The sequence below is a fragment of the Mycoplasmopsis phocirhinis genome (assembly GCF_004216495.1).
GTDB classification, from domain to species: Bacteria; Bacillota_I; Bacilli_A; order Mycoplasmatales; family Metamycoplasmataceae; genus Mycoplasmopsis; species Mycoplasmopsis phocirhinis.
Map to the genome: position 1 here is coordinate 1 of NZ_CP034841.1, position 23524 is coordinate 23524.

22 protein-coding genes and 1 tRNA gene are annotated in these 23524 nt (G+C 27.1%); 11 read left to right on the top strand and 12 right to left on the bottom strand.

Annotation, left to right across the window (positions count from 1 at the left end; all coding sequences use genetic code 4):
* Positions 1-93: 93 nt before the first annotated feature.
* The 3 genes from dnaA to EG856_RS00015 all read left to right on the top strand — a co-directional run bounded on the left by dnaA (position 94) and on the right by EG856_RS00015 (position 2985).
* Positions 94-1518: a chromosomal replication initiator protein DnaA gene (gene dnaA / locus EG856_RS00005; protein WP_130429103.1), complete on the top strand. Its 1425-nt coding sequence runs from the start codon at positions 94-96 to the stop codon at positions 1516-1518.
* A 131-nt stretch (positions 1519-1649) separates the two neighbouring features.
* Positions 1650-2756, top strand: a complete 1107-nt coding sequence (gene dnaN, locus EG856_RS00010; protein ID WP_130429104.1) for a DNA polymerase III subunit beta — start codon at positions 1650-1652, stop codon at positions 2754-2756.
* A gap of 1 nt (position 2757) precedes the next feature.
* Positions 2758-2985, top strand: a complete 228-nt coding sequence (locus tag EG856_RS00015) for an RNA-binding S4 domain-containing protein (RefSeq protein ID WP_198868309.1) — start codon at positions 2758-2760, stop codon at positions 2983-2985.
* Positions 2986-3037: 52 nt separating this feature from the next.
* On the opposite strand, the gene EG856_RS00020 is transcribed toward EG856_RS00015, so the two are convergent.
* The 6 genes from EG856_RS00020 to rpmH all read right to left on the bottom strand — a co-directional run bounded on the left by EG856_RS00020 (position 3038) and on the right by rpmH (position 8202).
* Positions 3038-3778, bottom strand: a complete 741-nt coding sequence (locus tag EG856_RS00020) for a PQ-loop domain-containing transporter (RefSeq protein ID WP_130429105.1) — start codon at positions 3776-3778, stop codon at positions 3038-3040.
* Between the two features lie 93 nt (positions 3779-3871).
* Positions 3872-4696 (bottom strand): alpha/beta fold hydrolase, encoded by an 825-nt coding sequence (locus EG856_RS00025; RefSeq protein WP_130429106.1) that lies wholly within the window; start codon positions 4694-4696, stop codon positions 3872-3874.
* 1 nt (position 4697) lies between these two features.
* The gene (locus EG856_RS00030; protein ID WP_130429107.1) at positions 4698-5678 is read right to left on the bottom strand and encodes a lipoate--protein ligase; all 981 of its coding nucleotides are present in this window, start codon (positions 5676-5678) and stop codon (positions 4698-4700) included.
* Positions 5679-5770: 92 nt separating this feature from the next.
* Positions 5771-7714, bottom strand: coding sequence for a membrane protein insertase YidC (gene yidC / locus EG856_RS00035; protein WP_130429108.1), 1944 nt, complete (start codon positions 7712-7714; stop codon positions 5771-5773).
* Positions 7704-8030 (bottom strand): ribonuclease P protein component, encoded by a 327-nt coding sequence (gene rnpA, locus EG856_RS00040; RefSeq protein ID WP_130429109.1) that lies wholly within the window; start codon positions 8028-8030, stop codon positions 7704-7706. Before rnpA ends, yidC begins: the two co-directional genes overlap by 11 nt.
* Before the next feature lie 22 nt (positions 8031-8052).
* The gene (rpmH, locus tag EG856_RS00045) at positions 8053-8202 is read right to left on the bottom strand and encodes a 50S ribosomal protein L34 (RefSeq protein WP_130429110.1); all 150 of its coding nucleotides are present in this window, start codon (positions 8200-8202) and stop codon (positions 8053-8055) included.
* A gap of 178 nt (positions 8203-8380) precedes the next feature.
* Here rpmH and EG856_RS00050 point away from each other — a divergent pair, with 178 nt between their 5' ends.
* From EG856_RS00050 to EG856_RS00060, 3 genes are all read left to right on the top strand, one after another.
* A complete protein-coding gene (locus EG856_RS00050; protein ID WP_130429111.1) occupies positions 8381-10147 on the top strand; it encodes an MIP family Ig-specific serine endopeptidase in 1767 nt (588 codons plus the stop codon).
* A 316-nt stretch (positions 10148-10463) separates the two neighbouring features.
* Positions 10464-11342, top strand: a complete 879-nt coding sequence (locus EG856_RS00055) for an MAG4940 family membrane protein (protein WP_130429112.1) — start codon at positions 10464-10466, stop codon at positions 11340-11342.
* A 10-nt stretch (positions 11343-11352) separates the two neighbouring features.
* Positions 11353-13629 (top strand): MSC_0775 family lipoprotein, encoded by a 2277-nt coding sequence (locus EG856_RS00060; protein ID WP_130429113.1) that lies wholly within the window; start codon positions 11353-11355, stop codon positions 13627-13629.
* A 49-nt stretch (positions 13630-13678) separates the two neighbouring features.
* On the opposite strand, the gene EG856_RS00065 is transcribed toward EG856_RS00060, so the two are convergent.
* The 4 genes from EG856_RS00065 to EG856_RS00080 all read right to left on the bottom strand — a co-directional run bounded on the left by EG856_RS00065 (position 13679) and on the right by EG856_RS00080 (position 17362).
* Entirely contained in the window at positions 13679-14011 is a 333-nt protein-coding gene (locus EG856_RS00065) for a hypothetical protein (protein WP_130429114.1), read from the bottom strand.
* Positions 14004-15698 (bottom strand): ATP-binding cassette domain-containing protein, encoded by a 1695-nt coding sequence (locus EG856_RS00070; RefSeq protein WP_130429115.1) that lies wholly within the window; start codon positions 15696-15698, stop codon positions 14004-14006. The genes EG856_RS00065 and EG856_RS00070 overlap by 8 nt, the downstream gene beginning before the upstream one ends.
* A 10-nt stretch (positions 15699-15708) precedes the next feature.
* Positions 15709-16383, bottom strand: a complete 675-nt coding sequence (locus tag EG856_RS00075) for a PHP domain-containing protein (RefSeq protein ID WP_130429116.1) — start codon at positions 16381-16383, stop codon at positions 15709-15711.
* A gap of 358 nt (positions 16384-16741) precedes the next feature.
* Positions 16742-17362 (bottom strand): hypothetical protein, encoded by a 621-nt coding sequence (locus EG856_RS00080; RefSeq protein WP_130429117.1) that lies wholly within the window; start codon positions 17360-17362, stop codon positions 16742-16744.
* A gap of 93 nt (positions 17363-17455) precedes the next feature.
* Here EG856_RS00080 and EG856_RS00085 point away from each other — a divergent pair.
* A tRNA-Trp gene (locus EG856_RS00085) sits at positions 17456-17530 on the top strand.
* A 91-nt stretch (positions 17531-17621) separates the two neighbouring features.
* Here the strand turns inward: EG856_RS00085 and EG856_RS00090 are convergent.
* Positions 17622-18518: a DegV family protein gene (locus tag EG856_RS00090; RefSeq protein ID WP_130429118.1), complete on the bottom strand. Its 897-nt coding sequence runs from the start codon at positions 18516-18518 to the stop codon at positions 17622-17624.
* Between the two features lie 255 nt (positions 18519-18773).
* Here EG856_RS00090 and EG856_RS00095 point away from each other — a divergent pair, with 255 nt between their 5' ends.
* Complete coding sequence (locus EG856_RS00095) at positions 18774-19859, top strand: thiamine pyrophosphate-dependent enzyme (protein ID WP_130429119.1); 1086 nt, start codon at positions 18774-18776, stop codon at positions 19857-19859.
* Between the two features lie 27 nt (positions 19860-19886).
* Positions 19887-20873 (top strand): alpha-ketoacid dehydrogenase subunit beta, encoded by a 987-nt coding sequence (locus EG856_RS00100; protein ID WP_130429120.1) that lies wholly within the window; start codon positions 19887-19889, stop codon positions 20871-20873.
* 93 nt (positions 20874-20966) lie between these two features.
* Here the strand turns inward: EG856_RS00100 and rpsT are convergent, their stop codons facing one another.
* Positions 20967-21245 (bottom strand): 30S ribosomal protein S20, encoded by a 279-nt coding sequence (gene rpsT, locus EG856_RS00105; RefSeq protein ID WP_130429121.1) that lies wholly within the window; start codon positions 21243-21245, stop codon positions 20967-20969.
* A gap of 222 nt (positions 21246-21467) precedes the next feature.
* Between rpsT and EG856_RS00110 the strand changes: the two genes are divergently transcribed.
* A complete protein-coding gene (locus tag EG856_RS00110) occupies positions 21468-21899 on the top strand; it encodes an LSm family protein (protein ID WP_130429122.1) in 432 nt (143 codons plus the stop codon).
* 8 nt (positions 21900-21907) lie between these two features.
* The gene (locus EG856_RS00115) at positions 21908-23524 is read left to right on the top strand and encodes a NusA N-terminal domain-containing protein (protein WP_130429123.1); all 1617 of its coding nucleotides are present in this window, start codon (positions 21908-21910) and stop codon (positions 23522-23524) included.

Genomic DNA, 23524 nt, shown 5'->3' on the forward strand with positions numbered 1-23524 from the left:
AATAAAATATTATATGTTGATAATATAATTTATGCACCTTATTTTAAGTAAATAAATAAAAATTGTTTTATCATTTAAACCATACGAGGAAATATGAACAAAAAGACATTAGAAAATAATGAAATAATCTATTTTAATAAAACATTTTTTGAAAATTTAAGCAATATTGTCGAAGACAAGATGATTCTGAAAAGTTTTTTTAGCAGAATTAAAATTTACGGTGTCGAAAACAATGAAGTTTTAATTAAAACCGATTTAAAAGGCGATAGTTTAAATTTCTTAAGACGAGACTATAAAGAAAAAATAACAAAAGCTTTAAATGAAACATTTGACAAAAAAATGACATTTAGATTTGAGTTTTTTGAATCAGAACCAAATAAAATAAATATAGAAAAAAAAGAAAATATATATTCAAATGAATTTTATCAGGCTAAAGCTAAAATAAATTTAAATGAAAACATAAATTCACAGTTTAAAAAAGATTTTTCTTTTGACAATTATGTTGAATCAGATTTTAATAGACAAGTAATTGCGATAGGTAAAAACATTGCTGAAGGTGGTTTTTTATATAATCCTGTTTTTATATTTTCAAAATCTGGTTTAGGAAAAACACATTTATTAAATGCGATAGGTTTAGAATTAGAAAAAAAGAATGTTGAGGTTATTTATTTAAATGCGATAGATTTTGTAACCGACGCAACAATAATATTACAAGATAACAAACAAGAAAAAATTAAAGAATGATATCAAAAATATTATTCGGCTGATGTATTAATGTTTGACGATTTTCAACATTATGGCCAAGGTAATAAAAAAAGCACGTTAACTGCGATAAATCAAATCCTTGATTACCGAGTAAATAAAGGTAAATTAACCATTTTTACTTCTGATAAAAGCCCTCAACTATTAAATGCGATGTTTGACCAGCGATTAATAACAAGGCTTGTGGCGGGTTTACAAATTAAAATAAACACTCCAAAACAAGAAGATATATTAGTTTTATTAAATGAATTTCTTAAAAGAAACAAAATTTCTCCTGAAAATTGAGAAGAGGAAGCAAAAAAATTTATAGCTCGTAATTTTCACGGTTCAGTACGAACTCTTTTAGGTGCTATTACAATGCTTATGTATTACAAAAAAGATATAGAAACAAAATTTAACTCAAAATACACATTTGCCGTTGTTCAAAAAATACTTTCAGAAATAAGCAGCAATAAGGATTCTATAACACCAGATTATGTGGTTGAATATGTTGCAAAATATTATAAAATTCACAAAAAAGATATTTTAGGAAAATCGAGAAAAAAAGAATTTGTTATAGCAAGACACATCGCAATGTTTATTATTCGAGATGAATTGAAATTGCCTCTAATAAAAATAGGCGAAATTTTTGGAAATAGGGATCATTCAACAGTGGTTAATGCTATTAGAAAAGTAGAATTTCAAAAAGAAAGCAATGATATGTCGTACAGCAGAGCACTATCTGCAATTACTGACGAAATCCATAAACTAATTTAATTTATCCACAACAAAACAACAAATTAGCGATTTACTAAAATTGCTTAAAATAATAGTTATTTGTAAATTTGGAACAAATTATCCACAAATAAACAAAGCATAATATTTATATTATTTTTTAAAGGAGAAAAATGAAATTTCACATAAATAAAAAAGTTTTTGATGAGGCTTTAGAAGTAGTTTCAAAATATGTAGATCCTATAAGTACTTTTTATAGCTTTCGCGCGATATATATTAATTTAAGCGAAAATTTTATTACATTAAAAGCTGCTAACGATTCAACAAGTATAGTAAAAAAATTAGTTGTTGATGACACTAATATTAAAGTTGAGCAAACAGGCGAATTTTTAATACAAGCAAATGTTTTTAAAAACATTATTAAAAAACTTTCTGGTTTTATTACAATTTCGAAATCTGGTAATAATTTATTAGATATACAAGAAGGTAATTCCAGATATCAAATAACAACTCTTAATTCTTCTACTTTTCCTATTACTGATAATTTATTAAATACAAAGCAAATTGAAATAGATACAAATGAATTTAAAAAAGCAATTAAATCAGTTAATCACGCTTCAAGTCAAGATAACAATTTAATTTATAAATGTGTTAATATAAAAAATAAAAACGGTTTTATTAATTTTACAGCAACTGATTCATATAGGCTTGCGTTATACCAAATGAAAAATGATTTAATTTTAGATGATAAAATGGATATTTCTATAGTCGCAAAAGATTTAAAAGATATTGTTGGAATTGACGCTCCTAAAAAAATTACATTTTTTTATAATGATATAAAAGTTGGTGTTAAATATAACAACACCACAATAATTTCAAGGATAGTATCTTTAAATTTTAAAGATACAGAACCATTGTTTAATGAAATGAAAATAAAGCACGCTATTCAAATTGAAAAAAACGAATTAAATGATTTATTAAATAAAATATGAATTGCTAATGGAGATAAACAAAACAGAATTGAACTAAAAGTAAATAACTCTTTATTGCAAATTACAAATAACATTAGCGAAATTGGTTTATCAACCGCTAAAACTGAAAAATTTAAGTTTAAAGGAACAAATTTTGATTTAGATTTAAACTATGTATTTTTAAAAGATGCGATTTCGGTTTTTGATGGTGAAATTTCAATTCTTATAGATGAAAGTATGAAAAAAATTTTAATAATTTCAAATTCAAACACATTTTCAAAACAACTTATAACACCACTTAGAAGATAATATGATTAAAAAGATATACATAAACACTGAATTTATTACGTTAGGTCAATTACTTAAATTAACAGGTTTAATAAACAACGGAGGAGAGGCTAAAGATTTTATAGAATTAAACAAAATAAATATCAGGATAAATGGAAAAACTCCACAAGGACGAGGAAGCAAAATTTATCCAGAAATGGCTGTAAGTATTATTTCAACAATTTATTTAATAAAAAAACGCCATAGTTAATTTCTCTGGTGTTTTTTTAATAAGTGTAAAAGTTTTTTTGTATTTAATTAATTTACAATTTATTATATTTGCGTCTGTTGAGTATCATTAAATAAACTTGTGAAATATAAATAGATATAGATATCGATTGTCAAACAATGCTTGTTAAAATGTTTGAATCAAAATCGCCTCTGTTTATGCCTAAAAATATTCAATAACCTAATCACATTAAATTTAATAATAATAAAGTATAAAGCATCACTTTTGACATTCCACCGAATTTTTTTTCTTCTAATGATTTAATAGCTCCTGGAAGAAAACTAAATGACGTGAGCATTGGAAAAATTAGAATTAAAACTGCCATTAATTTTACTGGCATATGTATATTTTTTACATATCCTCAAATTGAAATAGAGGCTGCTATAGCCGAAACAATTAATGAAATAATTAACGCTTTTAAAGCAAATTTTTTTCTTTTTTTAATTTCGCTATATTTATAAGAAAAATAAATGGTTGTAGATAATATAAAAGCAGATATTAAATTAGCGAACATAGTTGCGCTCATTTTAGTTTGATTTGTGTCGAGTGCGCCAAGTATCATTCAACCTATAACACCAGTAAAAAACATTCAAAATGAGTAAAATTTTGTTTCTTTTTGAGTTTTTTTGGTTTTAATTAAATGAACTAATTGTGGAATACCAACAGATAATGTTAAAATAACTGATAAAACACCAAATAAAAAAGCAAACCAAGCAGATATAGGGTGCTGATGATCAAGTCTAAATAATTTTAATAAAGTCATTTTTCCTTTCAAATTGTTAAAAATAATTATGTGTTTAATTTGCAAGCGTTTTTTATTATATAGTTTTTTTAATTCAACATTAAAAAACTCGTATTAAACGAGTTTTTAATAAAAACCTTCTTTTTTAAAAATAAAATTATTTATATATTTGTGTATTTTCTGCGTGTTTTTGTATAACATCGCATGTCCTGAATCATTAATTTCGGCTGTGCTAATATTATACAAATCTACATATTTTTTTGAAGCCTTATAATCAAAATATTTGTCTTTTTGGCTAATAAAAGCCATAAAATCTCTTTTAGTTTTAAAATAATTTTCGTAAACGTTTTTTACGTATGTTCCTTGGAGTATTTCGTTGGTTAAAGTTTTAAAAACACTGTGTCTGTGTTTAAAAAAAGATTCGTCAGTGTTGAGAATTTTATTTTTTACGCTTTCTTGCAAAATATATGAATTATCCTCATCACAAAATAAATTGAATTGAGAATCATATAATTCTTGCGGATTATTAGGTAGAAGTCACTTAAGTGTTTGTTTTTTTGTAGCGTCGTCTTGGTCACGTGGCATTAAAGGAGCAACTGAAAAAATTTGGATTATGTTTGGGTTTGTTGTTGCGTTTGATAAAGCTGCAATTGAACCTAACGAATGTGTTACTATATATAGATGTTTATTTTGAAGCAATTTTTCAATAAATTGTTTAACTATCAGCGAATAATATTCCATTGTTATTGGTTTATTGTGAGTAGAATTTCCACAGCCCGGCATATCTGGAGCAATTATTGAATAAATTCTGTTTTCGTTTTTAAATAATGTTTTAGCTCTGGTTGCTTCGTCGCCAAAACCGTGTAAAAATAAAACAACAACTTTGCCTAAATTTTCATCACTTAAATAACTTATAGTTTCACTGCCAATTTGTATTAATTTTCTAATCATTTTAACCTAAAATTAATTCTATTAGTTCGTCTTGCGTTACTGTGCCAAAATATTCATCTAGTTCAATACTGTTAAAAACACGTCTTAATTCATCTTCTTTTAAAGCTAAATTTGTGAATTTAGGCTCAATTTCGCTTACATCTTTCTTGCTTAAAAAATCACCTTCAAATCTTAATTCTTTAATTACTCCTTTTTCAATATTGCCTTTAACATTTACGATTCCGCCTTTAAATTTATTTCCGTTTCTAAATGTAAAAGTAGCAGCTTTATTAAAAATCCAATCTTCTGAACTTACTTTTTTATACATATCATCTAATTGTTTTTTGTATTTATCATAAGGTATTTCAACAACTTCACCGTTGTTGTGCTCAACAAAATACTGAATTAATTTAGTAATAAACTCTTCAACATCCATTTTGTTTTTTAATTCATCATAAACGTTTGTGACACGAGCTCTTACTGATTGAATACCTTTTGATTCATATTTAATACGAGCAGGATTTAATGCGTTTGAAAGTTTGGTTAAATCAACGTTATATAAAATTGTGCCATGGCTTACAATTCTGTTTTTGCTTAAATATTGAGCATTACCACTGATTTTTGCACCATTGACATGAACATCATTGCGCCCGTGAAATTCAGCGTTTAAACCTAACGAACGTAAAAAACCGATAATAGGCGCCAAAAATCTTTCATAGCTACTTTGTTTGTTGTAGTCGGTGATAAAACTAAAATTAATATTACCCATGTCGTGGTAGACAGCACCACCACCTGATTTTCGGCGGGCAAGTTTAATATCTTTATCTATAACATATTGTCTGTTGATTTCTTCGTGTGCGTTTTGATTGTTACCTATAATTATCGCGTTATCGTGTTGGTATAAAATTAGCACATCACCCGTTACGTCTGGGTCATTTAAAATTATATTTTCTAATGGTAAAGTAATATATGGACTTGTTTGTTTTATTCTGTAAATTTTCATAATACTCACTTTCTGTATAATACAATTTTACCACTAATATATTAGTGCGTAAAAAGACAAAAAATAACGAGAAAATTTTCTCGTTATTTGATTTATGTTCTGATTTTTTTATTATATTTTTTTTGGAAAAATTTTGTTTTGCGTAAATGGTGAATAGCTATTGATTGAGCTATTGACCATAAGTTTGTTGCTACTCAGTATATTTGAACGCCGGCTGAAAAAATTAATGTTATAAACAAGAACACAATCATCATAATTCATTGAGTTTTGTCATTTTTTTTCATTGCTTGTTTTTGCTCAATTGTCATATGTTTTGTGTTGCGTTTATTAAGAAAACGTGGTACCAACATTGATAACAATTGTGAACCCGCTGTAAATAGCAATAAAAATAAATATCATCATTCGCCAGCAAAGAGTCTTTTATAAGATGTAGCAGCAAAATCCAAACCTAATCAAGTAGTGGATTTTAGCTCGGGCACTGATTGTATAACCCGTCACATAGCAATAAAAATAGGTATTGAAATTATCAGCGAAAGTATTGAGTCCATAGGACTTATTCCGTTCTTTTTATACAATTCCGATACTTCTTGTTGCTGTCTCATACGCATTTCTTTATTACCTTTATATTCGGCGTATTTAGCGTCTATTTTAGCTTTTTTAACGCGTAATTCTTCTTGCATAGTTTGTGACATTGTTGCTTTTCATGTAATTGCCAAACTAATTAAACGTGTGACAACAACAGCAATTAAAATTACAAGAATTGTACTTCAACCCGCAGCAACAGGTAGAGGGTTTCTAATTGCTATTGTTAAAGCCGCTATTGGGTATATTACAAATGAAAAAAATGGACCATAAGATAATGTTGAGTTGAATGAATAAAAAGGAATTTGAACTTCACTCGCAGCAAAAGGTAAATTATTGTTTAAATCTACAGAAAAAGGCGAACCTAAAACAGATTTTTCGCTGCTTAATTGAGAAAACGCTAAATCACCTTTTTTATCGTATTTATTTACTCCGTTTTTGTCTAATAAAGGAAGTTTAGAGATTGTTTTATCCAAGTTGGTTTGGTTTAAATATTTTTTAACAACACGGTCGTAATTGCTTAAAACCTCATACTGTTGTGTTGATATTTTTTGAATATCACCGTTCAAAATTTTTGTCATTATCGATTCATAACTCTCGTTAGCAAATGTTCTTTGGTATACATTGTTTTGAACCAAGAATGTTTCACGATATAAAAATTCTAAAACATCACGTGCATATTTACCACTTGCGGTTTTATACCCATCTCTATTATTAAAAACACTAAATAAAGTTGCGTTTTTTAATGATAATTCTTTGTTTTCTGGGTGCTTCATTATTAAAGCATCTTTATTTACAACATAACCTTCTTCATTTTTAGTGAATAAATTAGCAAATTGGAAATCAGGGTCAAGAACCGAAAAAGCAGTTCAATTGTCATAAATAGAATTATAATCGCTAGCATTAATTAAATGTGAAGTTGTAAACAAGTAATTACCGTTTTCACCTCTTATGATTGGTGGATTTTTAATGCTATCTTGTTTATATTGAGTTTCAATAAAATCACCGTTTGGTAAAACATATTGAATTGAAGATGTTTTAACTCCTGATAAACCGTAGTTCTGTTCACCTACTTGTTTTTGTAAGTCTACTAAAACATCTTTATAATTTTTGTAAGCTAAATGGTAGTTTGCTTCAGGTAAATTGTTTAATTCGTAAAATTCACCTTTTTGTAAAATGTTATCGTTTTTTGGTTTATTTGCTCTCTCGAATGTTGCAACTTTAGGTGCAATTTGATTTCTAGAAGTGTAAAATTCAGTACCTGAACCAGTTAGATTTGAACTTTTAACAACAATAGTTTGTACACACCCGGTAAGTGTTAAAGCAAATAATAAAACATAAAGAATAATTTTAATTATTAATCAAGCTTTTTTACGAATATCTTTATTTTTTTTTGATTTATTATCATTTTGGTTTGATTTAAAATAATCAAAGTTTTTTGATCTATTTTGCATATTTAATTTTTGAAAATAATCTTTCAGTTGTTTTTAGTTTTGTTTCATAATCTAGATTTAAAAAGTCTTTTCTTAAGATAATTACAAAGTGAAAATTTAAATGATAGATTTTTAATGAATGTATGATTGACTTTAGTTGTCTTTTGTAATAATTACGATAAACAGCATTACAGAATTTTTTAGGTACTGTTATTCCTATTTTAAAACTTTGGTTTTGTTGATAATAAATAATTAAAAATTTATTTATTGCCTGCTGTTTGTTTTTTATCACACTATCAAATTCTCAACTTTTTTGTAACCTATACTGTTTTTTCATTTTAAACCTTAATTAGATTAAATTAATTAACATCTGATACAGTTAATCTTGATCTACCTTTAGCTCTTCTTGCTGCTAAAACTTTACGCCCACCAGCAGTAGCCATTCTCGCACGAAAACCATGTGTTTTAGCATGTTTTCTTTTGTTTGGTTGATATGTTCTTAAACTCATGATAACCTCCTATATATTAAGTTTTAGTTAAATATTAATACTAAAACGCTTTTTTATTATATACAAAGTTGTCGTTTTTGTTAAAAATATATTTAGTTAAATAAAATGACGATTTTGACCAACAATATTATCCCGAACAAAAAACGCCAGATGCTATAATTTTTCACAAGGAGATTTAATGAAAAAAATATTTAAAAATTTATTTATAACAGTTCCAACATCTTTTGGTTTGGTTAGTTCTGCTTGTGTGTCAAATGATAAAGAACAAAAAAAACTTAATCAAGATAACATTGTTAAAAAACAAGAAATAAATAACGAAACTAGCAAACAACAAAATGATAAAAAAGATAGTGCTAATTTTGAAAAAATTACTGAAAATTCTCAAAACGATAATACAACAAAAACAAACACCGAAAAAAAAGATGACAATAAAAATCAACCTAATCCAATTAATAATCCATTTGAAAATAATTTTTTTCCTGACTTTAACCAAATTCATAAATCAAAAAACAAATACAATCAAGATGTTACAAAGTTTAACACTGTAAGCGAAAATGAAATTTATCAAGAAATTTATGATAGAACATTTGCTATTAAATTTGGTGTAAATTTAGGCAATAATAACAAACTTGCTACTTCACCTGGAACAACATGATTATTAGATTATTACAAAAAGAACGAAAATCAATACAAATTGTTTTTTGCAACTAATTTACATGTAATTTCATTGCTTTCAAATACTTTGGATGATAATTTAGCTACACAATTAAATTATAAGGATGAAAGAAATTTTAAAGCTGAATCTATTTCAATTGGTAAAAGTTCAGCAAATTTAACTGGTTTTAAACCTCAAACTAACAGATATGAATATAATCAAGATCGCGACAATCAAGTTAGTTGATTAAGTTCCGATATCTTTTTCGAAGATTCGGCGAAATCGGATAATGCAGCTATTAACACAGTGTATAAAGAAAATGTTTTTTCCAAGCCAAAATTAATATTTGCTGGTTTTGATTTTATTAAACATGAATATATTGAACAATATCAACATGATTCTATTGAAAAAATTAAACAACGAATTGAACAAATAAAAGATACAAATGACGAAAACGATAAAGAAAGCGAATTATGAATTTTAAATAATTCGCTAAAAACAAATGCATTTATACCGTTTTATACCGATTTTGCTGTTTTTGAAGTTGAGGTTAATTTTGCAAATTTAGATTCTCGATACGTAAATTGATTTAAAAATTCAATTCAAGCAGTTGACAAATATTTACAACGACAACAAACAAACAATACACCAAATCATGATAAAACAATTTCAAAATATACATTAACAACTGATTTTATTAGTGCTGAAAAAAATACTACAAATAATTTAACTAACGCACAAAACGTTTATATAGGTGGTTACCCAGCAAGTAAAGGTTATAATTCAAGTTGATCTAGAAATAATCCTATAGAAAGAAATAGCAGCGAACAATGATATAGATTCGGTATAGAAAATAAAGATTTATTTGCTTTATCGGCTGGAAATTACGAAGAAAAATTAACAAATGACAATTTTACTCCTTATACAAAAGTGTTTGGTAAAACTTTAAACGAATTTTATGGTTTTATACACAACATTAATTTTTCTTCTTTATATTATGGAGCATCTGGTTCGGTTGCTTACAACGATTTTGGACAAATAATTGGAATATATAGTGGTGTTAGTTCAAATGTTGAGCCATTTGATTTAAGTAAAAACGCTTCATTTACACCTCTATTATTATCTAAAGATTATGATTTTAATAACAAAACTATAAAAGCATACAATTTAATAGATGGTAGCCAATTTGAAGCGCAAACAAATTCATACAGGCAAAACCTACAAATAATTTACCCGAATGGCTTTGATGATAATTCTAAAAAAACCGCTTTATTTCCAGATGGTTTTTAGTAAATTAAATTAATAAAAATATATTTTTAAACTTTTTTGAATAAGTTATATAATGAAATATTTATAAAAAAACGCAAATTTTAATTATGCGTTTTTTTCAATATAACACTCATTTTTAACTACATTTTGGGAAATGTTTCCATATTAAAAATAATTTTACTTTTTAAGTTTAAAATAAGGTGTTTTAGTAAAAAAACACTTCTATTTTCACTTAATTTTTATTGCTAAAAACCAAAAGTGTTTGCTTTTTTGGTTTTGTAGATTTAATTAAGCAAGTTATATCAATATAATACATTAGCACGAATAAGGGGATAAAATGACGCCAAAACAATTATTATCTACAAGTTGAAATAAAATCGGTTTTATGTATGAATTTATTGCTGTTTTCACATTAATATTTTTTGTTAGTTTGTGAATTTTTATTGCTAAATTAAACAATAAACAGAATAATAAAATATATATGACGTTTGGTTTTACATTCGCGACATTTTTAATGTTTGTTATTCCTTGATCTTGAAGTTTCTTTTTATCAAGTCGTCGAAGTTTTGCATTAGCAAATCCAATAGTTGTTTTATTACAAGCGATATTACAGGGTATAGATGTTACCAAAAAAACTTTTACACCAATTTTTAAGGGAAGTGGTTACTTAATGTTTGGGGAAATATTAGGTGGTTTAGTAGGATATATAGCATTTATTCCGATTTTTTACTTATTAAAATTCTTTTTTAAAGATAACGAAAATACTAAACATATTAATTTAATAAATATTTTTAAAATTGAAAATAAAGCAAATAATCACCCTGGCTATTTTGCTGTTAAAGAAACAATATTTATTTCGTTATTTACTGCGTGCGTCCCACTTTTGAACTATATAAACCAAACAAGTTATGGTGCAACACATTGAGATAAAACACTAATTACTCTAGCGGTAGTTGGTTTTAGTATTTATTTATCATCGTATTTTGGTTATTATTCATTTCACATATATTTTTGAATAATGAATTTACTTCTTTCGCTAATAAATTTAGCAATTAGTTATATTAAAAAATCAAATATTAAAACCAATAAAGTTTTAGTTTATCAAAACTTATGAAGCGCCACGATTGCAAGTACACTTACTTTTATAATTCCGATTTTATTTGGTTTGATTATTGTGGGAATAACGAAACATTCAGGTGCAGGTTTAAATTTTTAAGGAGAAAAAAATGAAAATAAAAAAATATTCTAGTCTTTTGTTAATTCCGACATTAACATTACCAATTTCAGTTGTTGCTTGTGTTAATAAAAAACAAGAGCAAAAACCAGATAAGAGTGAAATAAAAACCGATTCAACACCAAAAACAGAAAAAAATAATGTAACCCAAGTTGACACAACGTTTCATATTGAACCAATTCAAACATATTTTAAATACAATGATAGAGTAGCAGATTTATTTAAATTTAAAAACCCGGATGCAAATATATCAAAAATTGAGTTTAGAAAATTGAGTCAAAATAATTATATAAACAAACATTTTGATTTTGATTTTACTGCCTTTAAAAATATTTTAATAAATGACTTAAATATTAATGCCGAACAAATAAACCAACTAAAATGAAAATTTGATTATCATAACATAGATTTAGACCCTGCTAATATTCATGATGTAATATTACCAATTAAAATTATTTCACCGGCAAATATAAAAAATAATGACAAAAATCTATTTGTAGAACATAAACTAGAATTTAAATTACAGGGGATAAAATTAAGTGCTAGTGATGAGAAAAAATATAAAGATATTGACGCATTGAATATGGTTTTAAAACAAAATATTACTTCTCAAAGTGTCAATGTTAATTTTAACGAAGATGCCAAAACAGAGTTTGTAGAGTTATTGGATAAATACGATGTTAAGCAATTATCAAATCAAAACTTAAATAAATTATTTACATTAAGTGGTTTTGATTTAAGTGAACTAAAAAACGGTTATGATGATCAAGAGGTTAATATTTTTGTTAATGGAATAGATTTGGTTAAAAATCAAGAACTTGATAAAATAACAGTTTCAATTAGGGTCGCTAACGGAAAAGTAAAAACTGATAAAAAAACAAATAAAACTACAAAAGAAAGTAAAGAAAATATTGGTTTTAATATTTATAAAGAAATTGAATTAAATGACGCGTGAGAAGAAGTTTTTTTAAATCAGAAACTAAGTGCTAATGTTTTATTTTCAATAAATAACAATAATATTTTTAATGCGGATTTTACAAAACTCACTAAAGATGATTTTGCTTTAAAATCTTTAATCAAAAGGGCTGAATATAAAATTAATTCATATAGAGCGTTGAATTTACGTAATGGAATTTTAGAATTAGAAGTAAGCTTAAACAACAAAAAATATACTTTTAATAAAAAAGTTGGAACTGGAAACTATTCAAATCCATTCCAAGATGATTTTGTTGCCAAAAATGTTAATGCATATAATTTTATAATTGATACACTTACTCGTGAAGATATTTCAAAAGTTAATGACTCAATTTTTAATATTTATGGAACTAATTTATTGTCTGGTGGTTATGATTCAACTAGAGCAGTATATGGCGCAAGAGTTTCAACACCTTCATTTTTACATCTTGGTGAGGACTATTTAGCACCCGCACACACACCTGTTGTTGCTCCATATGATGGCGAAATAATAGGAATATTTGCTAGAGAACAAAACTCTGCTCAAAAAGATGATGCTTCAGCAGTAGGAACATCGTTAATGATGAGAGTTAAAAAATCAGAGTTAAATTTAACTCCAGCTCAATTAGAAAAAGAGTTTAATATTACTTCAACAGGACAATTAGATGAGTGGATGTATATAGGTTTTATTCATCTAGATGCTAATTTAACAATGAATAATTCTAATTTAAATATAGCTCAATCTCAATATACAACAGGCAAAAATAGTTTTAGTATTGCGGTTAATAGTAGCACTAACAAAGAAGTAGATGTAATAAATCCAATAAAAGTTAAAAAAGGACAAGTGATTGGATTTTTAGGAACTCCAGACACAAATGGAGGCTGAATGCCACACGCTCATATTACTGTATATAATAACACTGATAAACATTTCAACGAAAATGGTTTCTATACTAATATTACTCGCACACGCGAAAAAAGAATTAATGATTGAAATTTTGTTAAATATTATGAAGATGTTCAAAAAGACTCAACTAAACAAAAACCAGATCCATTTAGAAGTATTCGTGTAGATGGTGTAACAACCAAAGTGACTCCCGGCGGTTCAAAAGTTGTTCCTGTAGATCCAATAACAGGCGAAAAAATCAGTGATCAAGAAAACACTGAAAACGAACACTTAATTTGAATTTCTAATCCAATTAGTGATCAAGTTGAAAGAAATGGATTGGTAGATCCTAATGTTTTATTCAAAATTAGAGGTGAAAAATCATTTTCGTTTGATTTAGAACAATTATTTGAATTACATGATAAATAAATAAAATTAAACACATGTTTTACACACGTGTTTAATTTTATTTATCATATTAATTGTTGTTGTATGAATTCACAAATGTTTGAAATAAGTCAATAACAAATATAACTACACGATTTTCGTTTTGATTTACCATTTGCTCAATTTTTTGATCTAGATTTATTGCTAGTAAACTTTTTTCATTTTCAACTATATTTTCCTCTTGAACAATCTCAGTTAAAAAATCACGAATATTGTCAATATTTCAATTGCCCGAATTGTTATTGGTTAATGGAATTTTTAAATGTTCATTTCTTCTTTTAGTTCGCGAGTAAGATACAATTATAAATTCACCTTCAATATTGTGGTCTTGATAAGAAATATTTATAAATCCAGTATTATCCATTGTTAACTCCTTGTAATTTTTCATTATTTATTTGTACTCTTTTTTCTAGTGAATTCATTCCACCTTCTAAATAACGAGTTTCAGCGGTATTGGTTTTATCAAAAATTGCATTGATTTTAAATTTATCTTCTAGATTGTTTTGTCTTAAATCAATAGTTATTGATATAGAATTTTCAAGTAAAGTACCAACATTTGGATCGTGAGTTACTATAAAAATTTGTTTGCCTTGTTTGATTAATTTGTTTAATAAAGGAATAATTTCTTCAACAACTGTTCAAGCATCTAAATCATCTTCGATTTGATCTAATAATAAAAAATTACTTGTATCTTTATATTCATTTGCATTATTTATTGTGTTTTTTATACCAAATAAAGATTTTTGTCCATTTGAAAGTTCTTCATAAATTTTACCCTCAACATAGATTTTATGATGTGTGCTTATTAAATCTTCGTAAATTTCTTCCATAGCAGTATTGTTTGTGTTGGTTGAAAATTCTTCAGGTTTTTTTATTAAAGTTAATAAGTCTTTTGGAACTCTACCTGAAGCTTTACCTTTTGAAATTATTTTAATAATTTTACTGATTTGTTTTTCGCTTAATTTAAAAGGCGGCAAGGAATAATTTATAGAAGAAAATTTTTTGTGAGCAAGTGGTTCTATAGCGAAATTAATGTTGGTTTCTATGTCAAAATTATTGACTAAATCAAAATTTGTTTTTAGATTTTTTAAATATTTAGGAATATGAGCAAAAAATTCTTTAAGTTTATTGAAACTCGATTGATTTTTTTCTGCTTTTTGCATAGTTTCGCTTATGTTGTTTGATGCTTTTGTATAAGCGTTATTGAATTTTATGAATAATTGTTCTAATTTTTGGATTAAAATAATTGCTTTTTTGTAAATTTCAATTTTATTTTGAATTAAAACAGATATTTTTTCGTCTAGTAAAGCCAATTTTTGATTTTGTTTTTGAAAAATAGAGTTTAAAAAATCATTTTGGTTGCCAATAAAAGTCTGTAAAAGTTGAGGGTCGTTTAATTTATTAATAGTTTGCTCTAAATTTTCTCTAGTTTGCTCTAAATTTAATTTTTTAATATCTAGTCTAACGTCGTTTTTCCATAGCGGATAATTATTTGAATTTTGTGTAATATTTTCATAGATAACATTCAAATTTAAATCATTTGATTTTTTAAAAAACGACGATCATTCTTCTAAAGAATTATTTAATAATTTGATATTTTCAATGAATTCAAATTGAATATTATTCTTTTTTATTTGGTTTAGTAGTTCACTAAAATAGATACTTTTTTTGTTTCATTTAATCTCTTTAGAATAAATGTCAGATAAGCTTTTTTTTCGATTATCGTTTTGAACAATATAGACTTCAAAAATTTCTTTAAGCTGTTGTAATTTTTTTTCGTAATCTGTAGCCGAAGACGTTAATGTAGAAAATGAATTTCAACTTTTTATTTCGTTATCTATATTTGCGTGTTTTACTGATAGATTGAATTCTTTTTGTACGAAATCATCTTTTGTAAAAATTTTAGTTTTAGATAAAACTTCAGCTATTATTCTTAAAAATGTGCTTTTACCTGAACCTTTTTCACCTAAAATCACATTGACATTTGAAAATTTAATAGTCTTTTGATCGTTATTTTTATTTGTAAAAGTTATTGAATATAATCTACTCATTTTTCCCTTTCTAGTATTTATAGATTTTTGTTTTATCACTAAATGTTTTTTTTAAATATTCGTATATTGAATTAGCATTGTTTAGGTTTTCATCTCATTCAATCGCCGTGCGATAATTATTATTATCAAAAGGATATTTATTTCAATTATGCACATCGCTAAAATAAACATCAGAAACCCACGGATATAATTGCATTGCTTTTTTAAGGTTTCTACTTTTGGGGTTTGAACTATCAAAACCGGTTATATAACACTGATTTAATTCATTTGGGTTGATGATATCTTTACCTTTGCCAGTGTGTGGGAAAATCATAAAATCAAATTCACTAAATTTAGTAAAAACATCACGATATGTCAATTTATTTTTATTAACCATTTTTTTTATTTTAATTAAATCTTGATCTGGTTTGAAAACTAAAATTGCTTGCGCTGATTTAGAACCATTAAACAAATTGATTTCACAACCAGGCAAAAGCGTTAGATTATAACCATTTTGTTCAATAATTTTATTACGTCTATTGTAACTATCAATAAATAAATTATCATGATCAGCAAAACAAGCAACACGGACGTGATTGCTTACTAATTTTTGTAACATTTGTAAATCTGAATGATTAGATATTGTGCTACCTGTATTGTTAGAATCTTGTGAATGAATATGCAAATCAATATAAACTTTTGACATTTTATTCCTTGGTGTTTTATATTTTATACAAAATAAAGGTGTTTTATAAATTTATTAAAATTAATATGATAAGAACCTTTCTAAAACATAATTTTTTTTAATGGTTTTAATCTTCAAACTATAATTCGTTATAAAATTAAGAAATGTTTAACATATCATTAAAATTAATGATAAAAGCGAATGATGTGAATAATGATAATTTAAGAAAAAGACTCATTGAAAAAAATTAATATTCTTAAATCAAAACAAGACAAAAGCAAGATTTATTAAATATGTACAAAAACACCATTCTCGCATTAATTTGCTGACAAAATAATTAATTAATCATAAAACTAAACATTAAATTTATCTATGTTGCTTATCAACTAGTATTTTTTCTTTGTTCATATTTTTTTCGGATTGCTAAAATAGGAAAATAAATTAAAAAAGCCATAAAAACATTGAAAATTGGTTCGGCAATTAAATTTACAATATTTAACAATAATATTGTTTTGAAATCAGGTAAACCGATTAATTTGGCAATAAATGTTGAATGTAAATATAGAGATGAAAAAACAAACACGCTATTTGCTTCGGTTGCCGCAAAAACTAAAATTATAAATTTTCATAATCTTGGTCGTTTTTGTAATTTTAGTATCAAATAGAAAATATACACAACTACGCCCACAAATATTCTAGAAACTATTGAAATATCTATATTTTGAAACCAAAATAAACCTAATAATAAAGAAGCGATAAACGAAGACAAACCAAAACCAAATCCAGCGATTAATGCTCCACTAAAACCTAGATGAATTGTTGCGATGGCAACAATTAATGGTAAATAAGTTAATCATGTTGGTCCAAACGGGAAATAAGCTAAAAATACGCTAAAACCTGAAGCAATAAAATAAGCTAAATATATTGATAAAATAACTAAATGATAAGTTAAATTTGATTTGCTTATCGTTTTTATTTTATTATATAATTTAGTTGACATATTAAAATTATATATAAAAATTTCATACTTTTTTTTATTCTAAAAATCAACTAAAATTATTAAATTTTGTTATAATATTTTAGCATTTACAGTAGGAGTGTAGTTCAATGGTAGAACAACGGGCTTCAACCCCGTGTGTTATGGGTTCGAGTCCTGTCACTCCTGCCATTTTTTTATTCTTTTTATTTACCAAATCATTAATAGCTTTATTATAGAAATTTAATTAAACAAACTATTTTTGCCAAATTAAAAAACCGATTTAACGGTTTTTTAATTTCATAATTTTTTGTTTGTAAAGTTCAATAATTTTTTTATCTAATTCAAAAGCAAGAACTGCCATCGCTTCAGGTCCTGTATGCATAGCAACGACCGGAGCTATTAAATCTATGACTGGTCTAACTCCAAGAATATTTTCTATGTTATTAACAAATTCGTTTAAATCTTGTTGTGGTGAAAAAGAATGAAGAGCTAAAGTAAATAATTCTTTTTGTTCAGCAATAGGAAAAATTTCACGTTTTTTTTCAATTGCTTTAATAAGAGTTTTGTTGAAAGTTCTACCAATTCCTTCTTTTTTTAAATAACCTTGATCCCAGCAAATCATTGGAATTATTTTGAAAAGTTTAGCCACAGCAGCAGCTGTTGGATGTAATCGACCACCTTTGACTAAATAGTTGTTATATTTAGGTATTAATGTAATTGAATAACGTCCTCAACCTTTTTCCATCGTTTCAACATATTCATCAAATTTAGTTGAATCTATACTCATTTGGTGTTCAAATCAAACTAAATCTAACAATATCATTTGCAAGACTTGAATTGATTGAACAACTCTGACATTTTTGTAATTGCGCGACAAAATAGTTAAAGATGAACATGTTCCTGAAAGATTTTTTGAGATAGGATAAATAAGGATTTTGTCATATTCCTTGGTTAATTGGTTTAAAAGTTGCTCAGCTTCACCTAAATTAACAGCAGATGTTGTAGCCTCTTCGTTTATGCCGTAAAATTCAAATAAATTATCGGCATTTATATCAATACCATCTTTATATTCGGTGCCGTTGATATTTATGTGTAAAGGTAAAAAATTTCAATTTAATTTACTTGCTTGTTGTTTAGTTAAAGTGCTTGAAGAGTCGACAATAATTGCATATTTCATAGATTTATTATAACAAATATAAATATAACTATATTTGAATATCTTTGTACTTTGGATTAAGACAAATTCAAAGTCATTTTTAAAATTAAATTTTGCTTTATATACAATAAAAAAATAATTTTATATGTTTTTTTGTGTTCTTTTTTAGATTTTATATAATTTTAATTAAAAAATAATTTTACAGTTTGCTGTTTCTTCTTATATAATTATTATGTATAAAAAATATACAATTTTATTCTATGAAAGGAAACGCATATGAAATTCAAATTTATCGATGGTCGCAAAGTGATGAACGACCCAGAAACAATGATTCGTTTTTTAGACGTGGATGGTAATTTAATTGATAAATCATTTAAACCAACTGCATCTAATGAATTATTGAAAGACATGTACGCAAACATGTTAAAATCTCGTGCATGAGATACATACGCATTGACACTACAAAGAACAGGGCGTTTAGGAACATTTGCTCCAGCTTTAGGTGAAGAAGCTCACTTAACAGCTTTAGGTTTTGCGATGAAAGAACACGACTGATTTGTACCTCACTACCGTGTTTTAGGTACATTATTAGCTCGTGGTGAATCAATGGAATCAGTATACCTATACTGAAGAGGTTCTGAATTAGGAAACAGATTCAAATCTAATACAGTTCCATTGCAAGTTGTTATTGCTTCACAAATTTCACAAGCTGCCGGAGTTGCTAAAGCTTTAAAACTTAAAGGTGAAAACCAAGTAGCATTTACTATTGTTGGTAACGGTGGAACAAACGAAGGTGAATTCCACGAAGGTCTAAACTGAGCATCATTATTTAACTTACCATTAGTTGTAGTTGTTTCAAACAACAGATGAGCAATTTCAGTTCCAGAACACAATAGCTACAAAGTAAAAACTATCTCACAAAGAGCTCTATCATACGATATTCCAGGTTTACGTGTAGATGGTAATGACTTATTAGCTGCTTACGAAGCTTTACACGAAGCTGCTGAATGAGCACGTGAAGGAAACGGACCTGTTTTAGTAGAAATGGTTACATGACGTCAAGGCCAACACACCACTTCAGATGACCCACGTGTATACCGTACAAGAGAAGAAGAAATTGAACACGAAAAATGAGAACCATTCCACCGTATTGAAAAATACTTGATGGACAATGGAATTGTTACCGAAGCTGAAAAAGAAGCATTCTTTAACGCTGCTACCGAAGATGCAAAAGCATCATATGACAAATCGACAGAAACTCTTGCAACAGAAGGATATGACGATATCTACAAATACACCTATGAAACATTACCTGATGAACTAATCGAACAAAGAGAAGCAAACAGAAGATTTGTAAAATAGGATTCACATTTAATAAGGAGATATATTATGGAAACAGTTAAATTAAATAACATTGGTGCCATCACTAACGCTTTAGAAGTTATGATGGAGAGAGATAAATCTATTATTGTTTATGGTGAAGACGCAGGTTTTGAAGGTGGTGTATTCCGTGCAACACAAGGGTTACAAAAAAAATTCGGTGTAGATAGAGTATTCGATGCTCCAATTTCTGAATCAGCTATTGTTGGTTCTGCATTAGGTTCAGCTATGGCAGGTTTAAGACCAGTTGCCGAAATTCAATTCTCAGGTTTTGTATTCTACGGTTTAGGACAATTATTCCCAAATGCTGCTCGTATGAGAAACAGATCACGTGGTAAACTTTGCGCACCATTGGTATTAAGAATGCCAGTTGGTGGAGGGGTTAAAGCTCTAGAACACCACTCAGAAGCTCTTGAAGCATTATTCACACACATTCCAGGTTTAAAAGTAGTTATGCCTGCTACACCTTATGATACAAAAGGTTTATTAATTTCAGCTATTGAAGATAATGACCCAGTTGTATTCTTGGAACACAAACATGACTACCGTGCTTTCAAAGAAGAAATTCCTGCTGGTTACTATACACTTGAAATTGGTAAAGCAGATGTTAAAGTTGAAGGTGATGATTTAACACTTGTAACTTATGGACACATGTTACACGAAACAACTGCTGCACTAAAATTATTAAGAGAAGAAGGAAAAGAATACTCAGTTGAAGTTATTGACTTAAGAAGTTTAAAACCTCTTGACACAAAAACAGTTGTTGAATCAGTTAAGAAAACAGGTCGTTTATTAGTTGTTTCAGAATCAGTTCAATCAGGTTCAATTACAGCTGAAATTATTACTCGTGTTAACGAAGAAGCATTTGACAACTTAGTTGCTGCTCCAGTTCGTTTAAACGCGCCTGACGTTACAGTTCCTTTACCAGCACTAGAAAATGAATTTGGTGTTAATAAAGATAAAATTGCTACAGTAATTAAAGAAATTTTAGGATAAAATTAAATAATAAAACAGGAAATTTTCCTGTTTTTTTGATAATTTTTTAAGAAAAAGCAACATTTAAATGTTGCTTAAATACATTACAAAGGCTTATTGTGTTTGAACAACAGCATTTTGAGTGTTAACAAATTTATCTAAACGTGAAGATTTTCTAGCACCTTTATTAGGGTGAAAAACACCTTTTTGTACAGCAGTAGCAATAATTGAATGTGCTTTTTGTACTAATTCAGTTGCTTTTTCATCTTTAGATAAAACAGCTTCCCTTGCTGCTCTAATTGCTTTACGCACTCTTGTTTTCATTGCGTTGTTTCTTAATCTGTTTTGTTCAGATTTAGCAATGTGTTTAATTTTTGATTTAATATTTGCCATATAAGCCTCCTCTTTTTTCGTTTGTATTTAAATATGAAAAAATCATTAACATTATAACAAATAGAAATAATTTTAAAAAAAGTATTTTGTTTAATTGTTAAGAATTGATAAATTTCAAAACGAGAAAAAATTTTGATTTATTTTAGCATTTATGTATAATAATATTACAAGTCAAATATTAATTGAGTTGCTAAAGCAACTTTTTATTATTTTTAAGGAGAAATGTTGAATTGAAAACTTAGACTACAAGAACAATTTGGTGATACTATAATAGATGCGAAAGAAACAACTATAGATTCATTGTTTGTGTTAGATATAACAGTAAAACATACTGATTTAAGTAAAGTTAATGCGGTTTCTAGTTTTATAAACGATTGATTAAATACACAAAATATTGAACGCTTCGATTCTATTTGTGTTCATTCCCCCGGAATAAGTTTAGATTATTCGCTTACTGAATTGCATAATCATGTCGGTGAGGAAATTTTGATTAAACTACATAAAAATGAAAATAAAGTGAATGAATATAAAGCAACTTTATTAGAAGTTTTTGAAGATGCGATTTTATTAAGATGAAACCAAAAAGGTAATATAAGAAAAATTAAACTTGCAAAATCGAACATTGCTTCGGTTCAAAAATACGTTAAATTTTAAGGAGAAAAATGTCAAAAACTATTAAAAATTCAAACATAGCTAAAGATTTTTACGAAATTGTTAAATCATTTGAGTTTAAACAAAGATTAAATTTGAACGACATCATCAATGTTTTCAGTGCCGAAACCACTAAAATACTTTCAAAAATTGATGAAGATATTCAAGTTGAATATATATTGAATGAAGATGATAAAACTCTTACACCTTTAGTTACAACTTTGTCTGTTATTTCGGATGAAGAAGCATTGGAACTAACAAACAACATAGACCATGATGCACGTTTATTAATGTTCACAACTCATATTTCTTTATCAGATGCTCGTTTAATACAAAGTGATTGTCAAGTAGATGATGTTGTAGCAAAAGAGCTGAATTTAGAAGAGTTTTCAAAAGTGTTGAAAAACACTAAATTTCCTAATTTATTAAGGACAATTCACTCATCAATTCAACAAGGAATGTCTGTTTTAAGAAAACAGAGAGTATATGAAATTTTTAAAAACCGAATAGGAGAAAGAGTACGCATTCAATATAATGCGAAAAACTCAGATGGTTCTTGAAATGTTCAAATTACGGAAGAAGACGCAATGTCAACACCAGCGTATTTACCTTCAAATCTTGTTAGTTCAAAAGCAAACATAAAAGTTGGTCAATATGGACACGCAACTATTATTAATGTTGAAGAAGAAGCGAGATTAAGCCAAGTCCAAGTTTCAGTGGATTCTAAAGAAAATGTTGAACAAGCTTTAAGAGTTAGTATTCCCGAACTTAATGAAGGTTTGATTGATATCGTTAATGCTGTAAGACAACCAGGAGAAAGAACTAAAGTTGCGTTTAAAGCAGGGGCAAATGCACCAACAGATTTTGATGTTTTTGGGGCAATTATAGGTCCAAATGGTCAAAGAATAACTGGTGTTAATGAAGTTATAGGCGAAAAAATTGATGTTATTTTATATGATGATAATCTTAGAAAATATATTGCAAACGCAATGTCGCCGGCAAGAGTTATTGACGTTGTTGAAAAAACAAATAACGAACAAAATGCTGTTAAAAACTCATTTTGAGTTATTGTTGCCAAAGAATCGCTTACACCAGCAATTGGGCGTAGAGGAGTCAATGTATCTTTAGCTTCTAGTTTAACCAATTGTAATTTAGATATTATTAGTGATGTGGAAGCAAGTGCTCAAGGCATTATTTTCAATAATATTAAATCAAATGATGTAAAAACATTTGTAAGACGAAACACCAGAGCAACAAGACGTCCAAATGCTTTTGATGTGTCAAAAATCAATATCACAGCCGACTCATTTGACGATGATGTTATGAGTTTTACTGAACAAGAATTTAAGGATATTGATACATCAGATTTTGGTTTAGAATTTGAGGAATTATTTAAACAACATCAACAAAATAATGAGCAAATTGTTGAAGATAAATTTACTTTAGATGATGCTATAAATAGTTTTGCTGCCGAAAATGACAAAGTAAATCAAATTAAAGATGACTTTGAAGATTATAAAAGAGTTAAAGAAGTTATGGAAAACTTTAAAACTGACGAAGATTTATCAAAATACGGGCTTGATGATTTTGATTTAAGTGAATTTGATGACGAAGATTGAGAGGAGTAG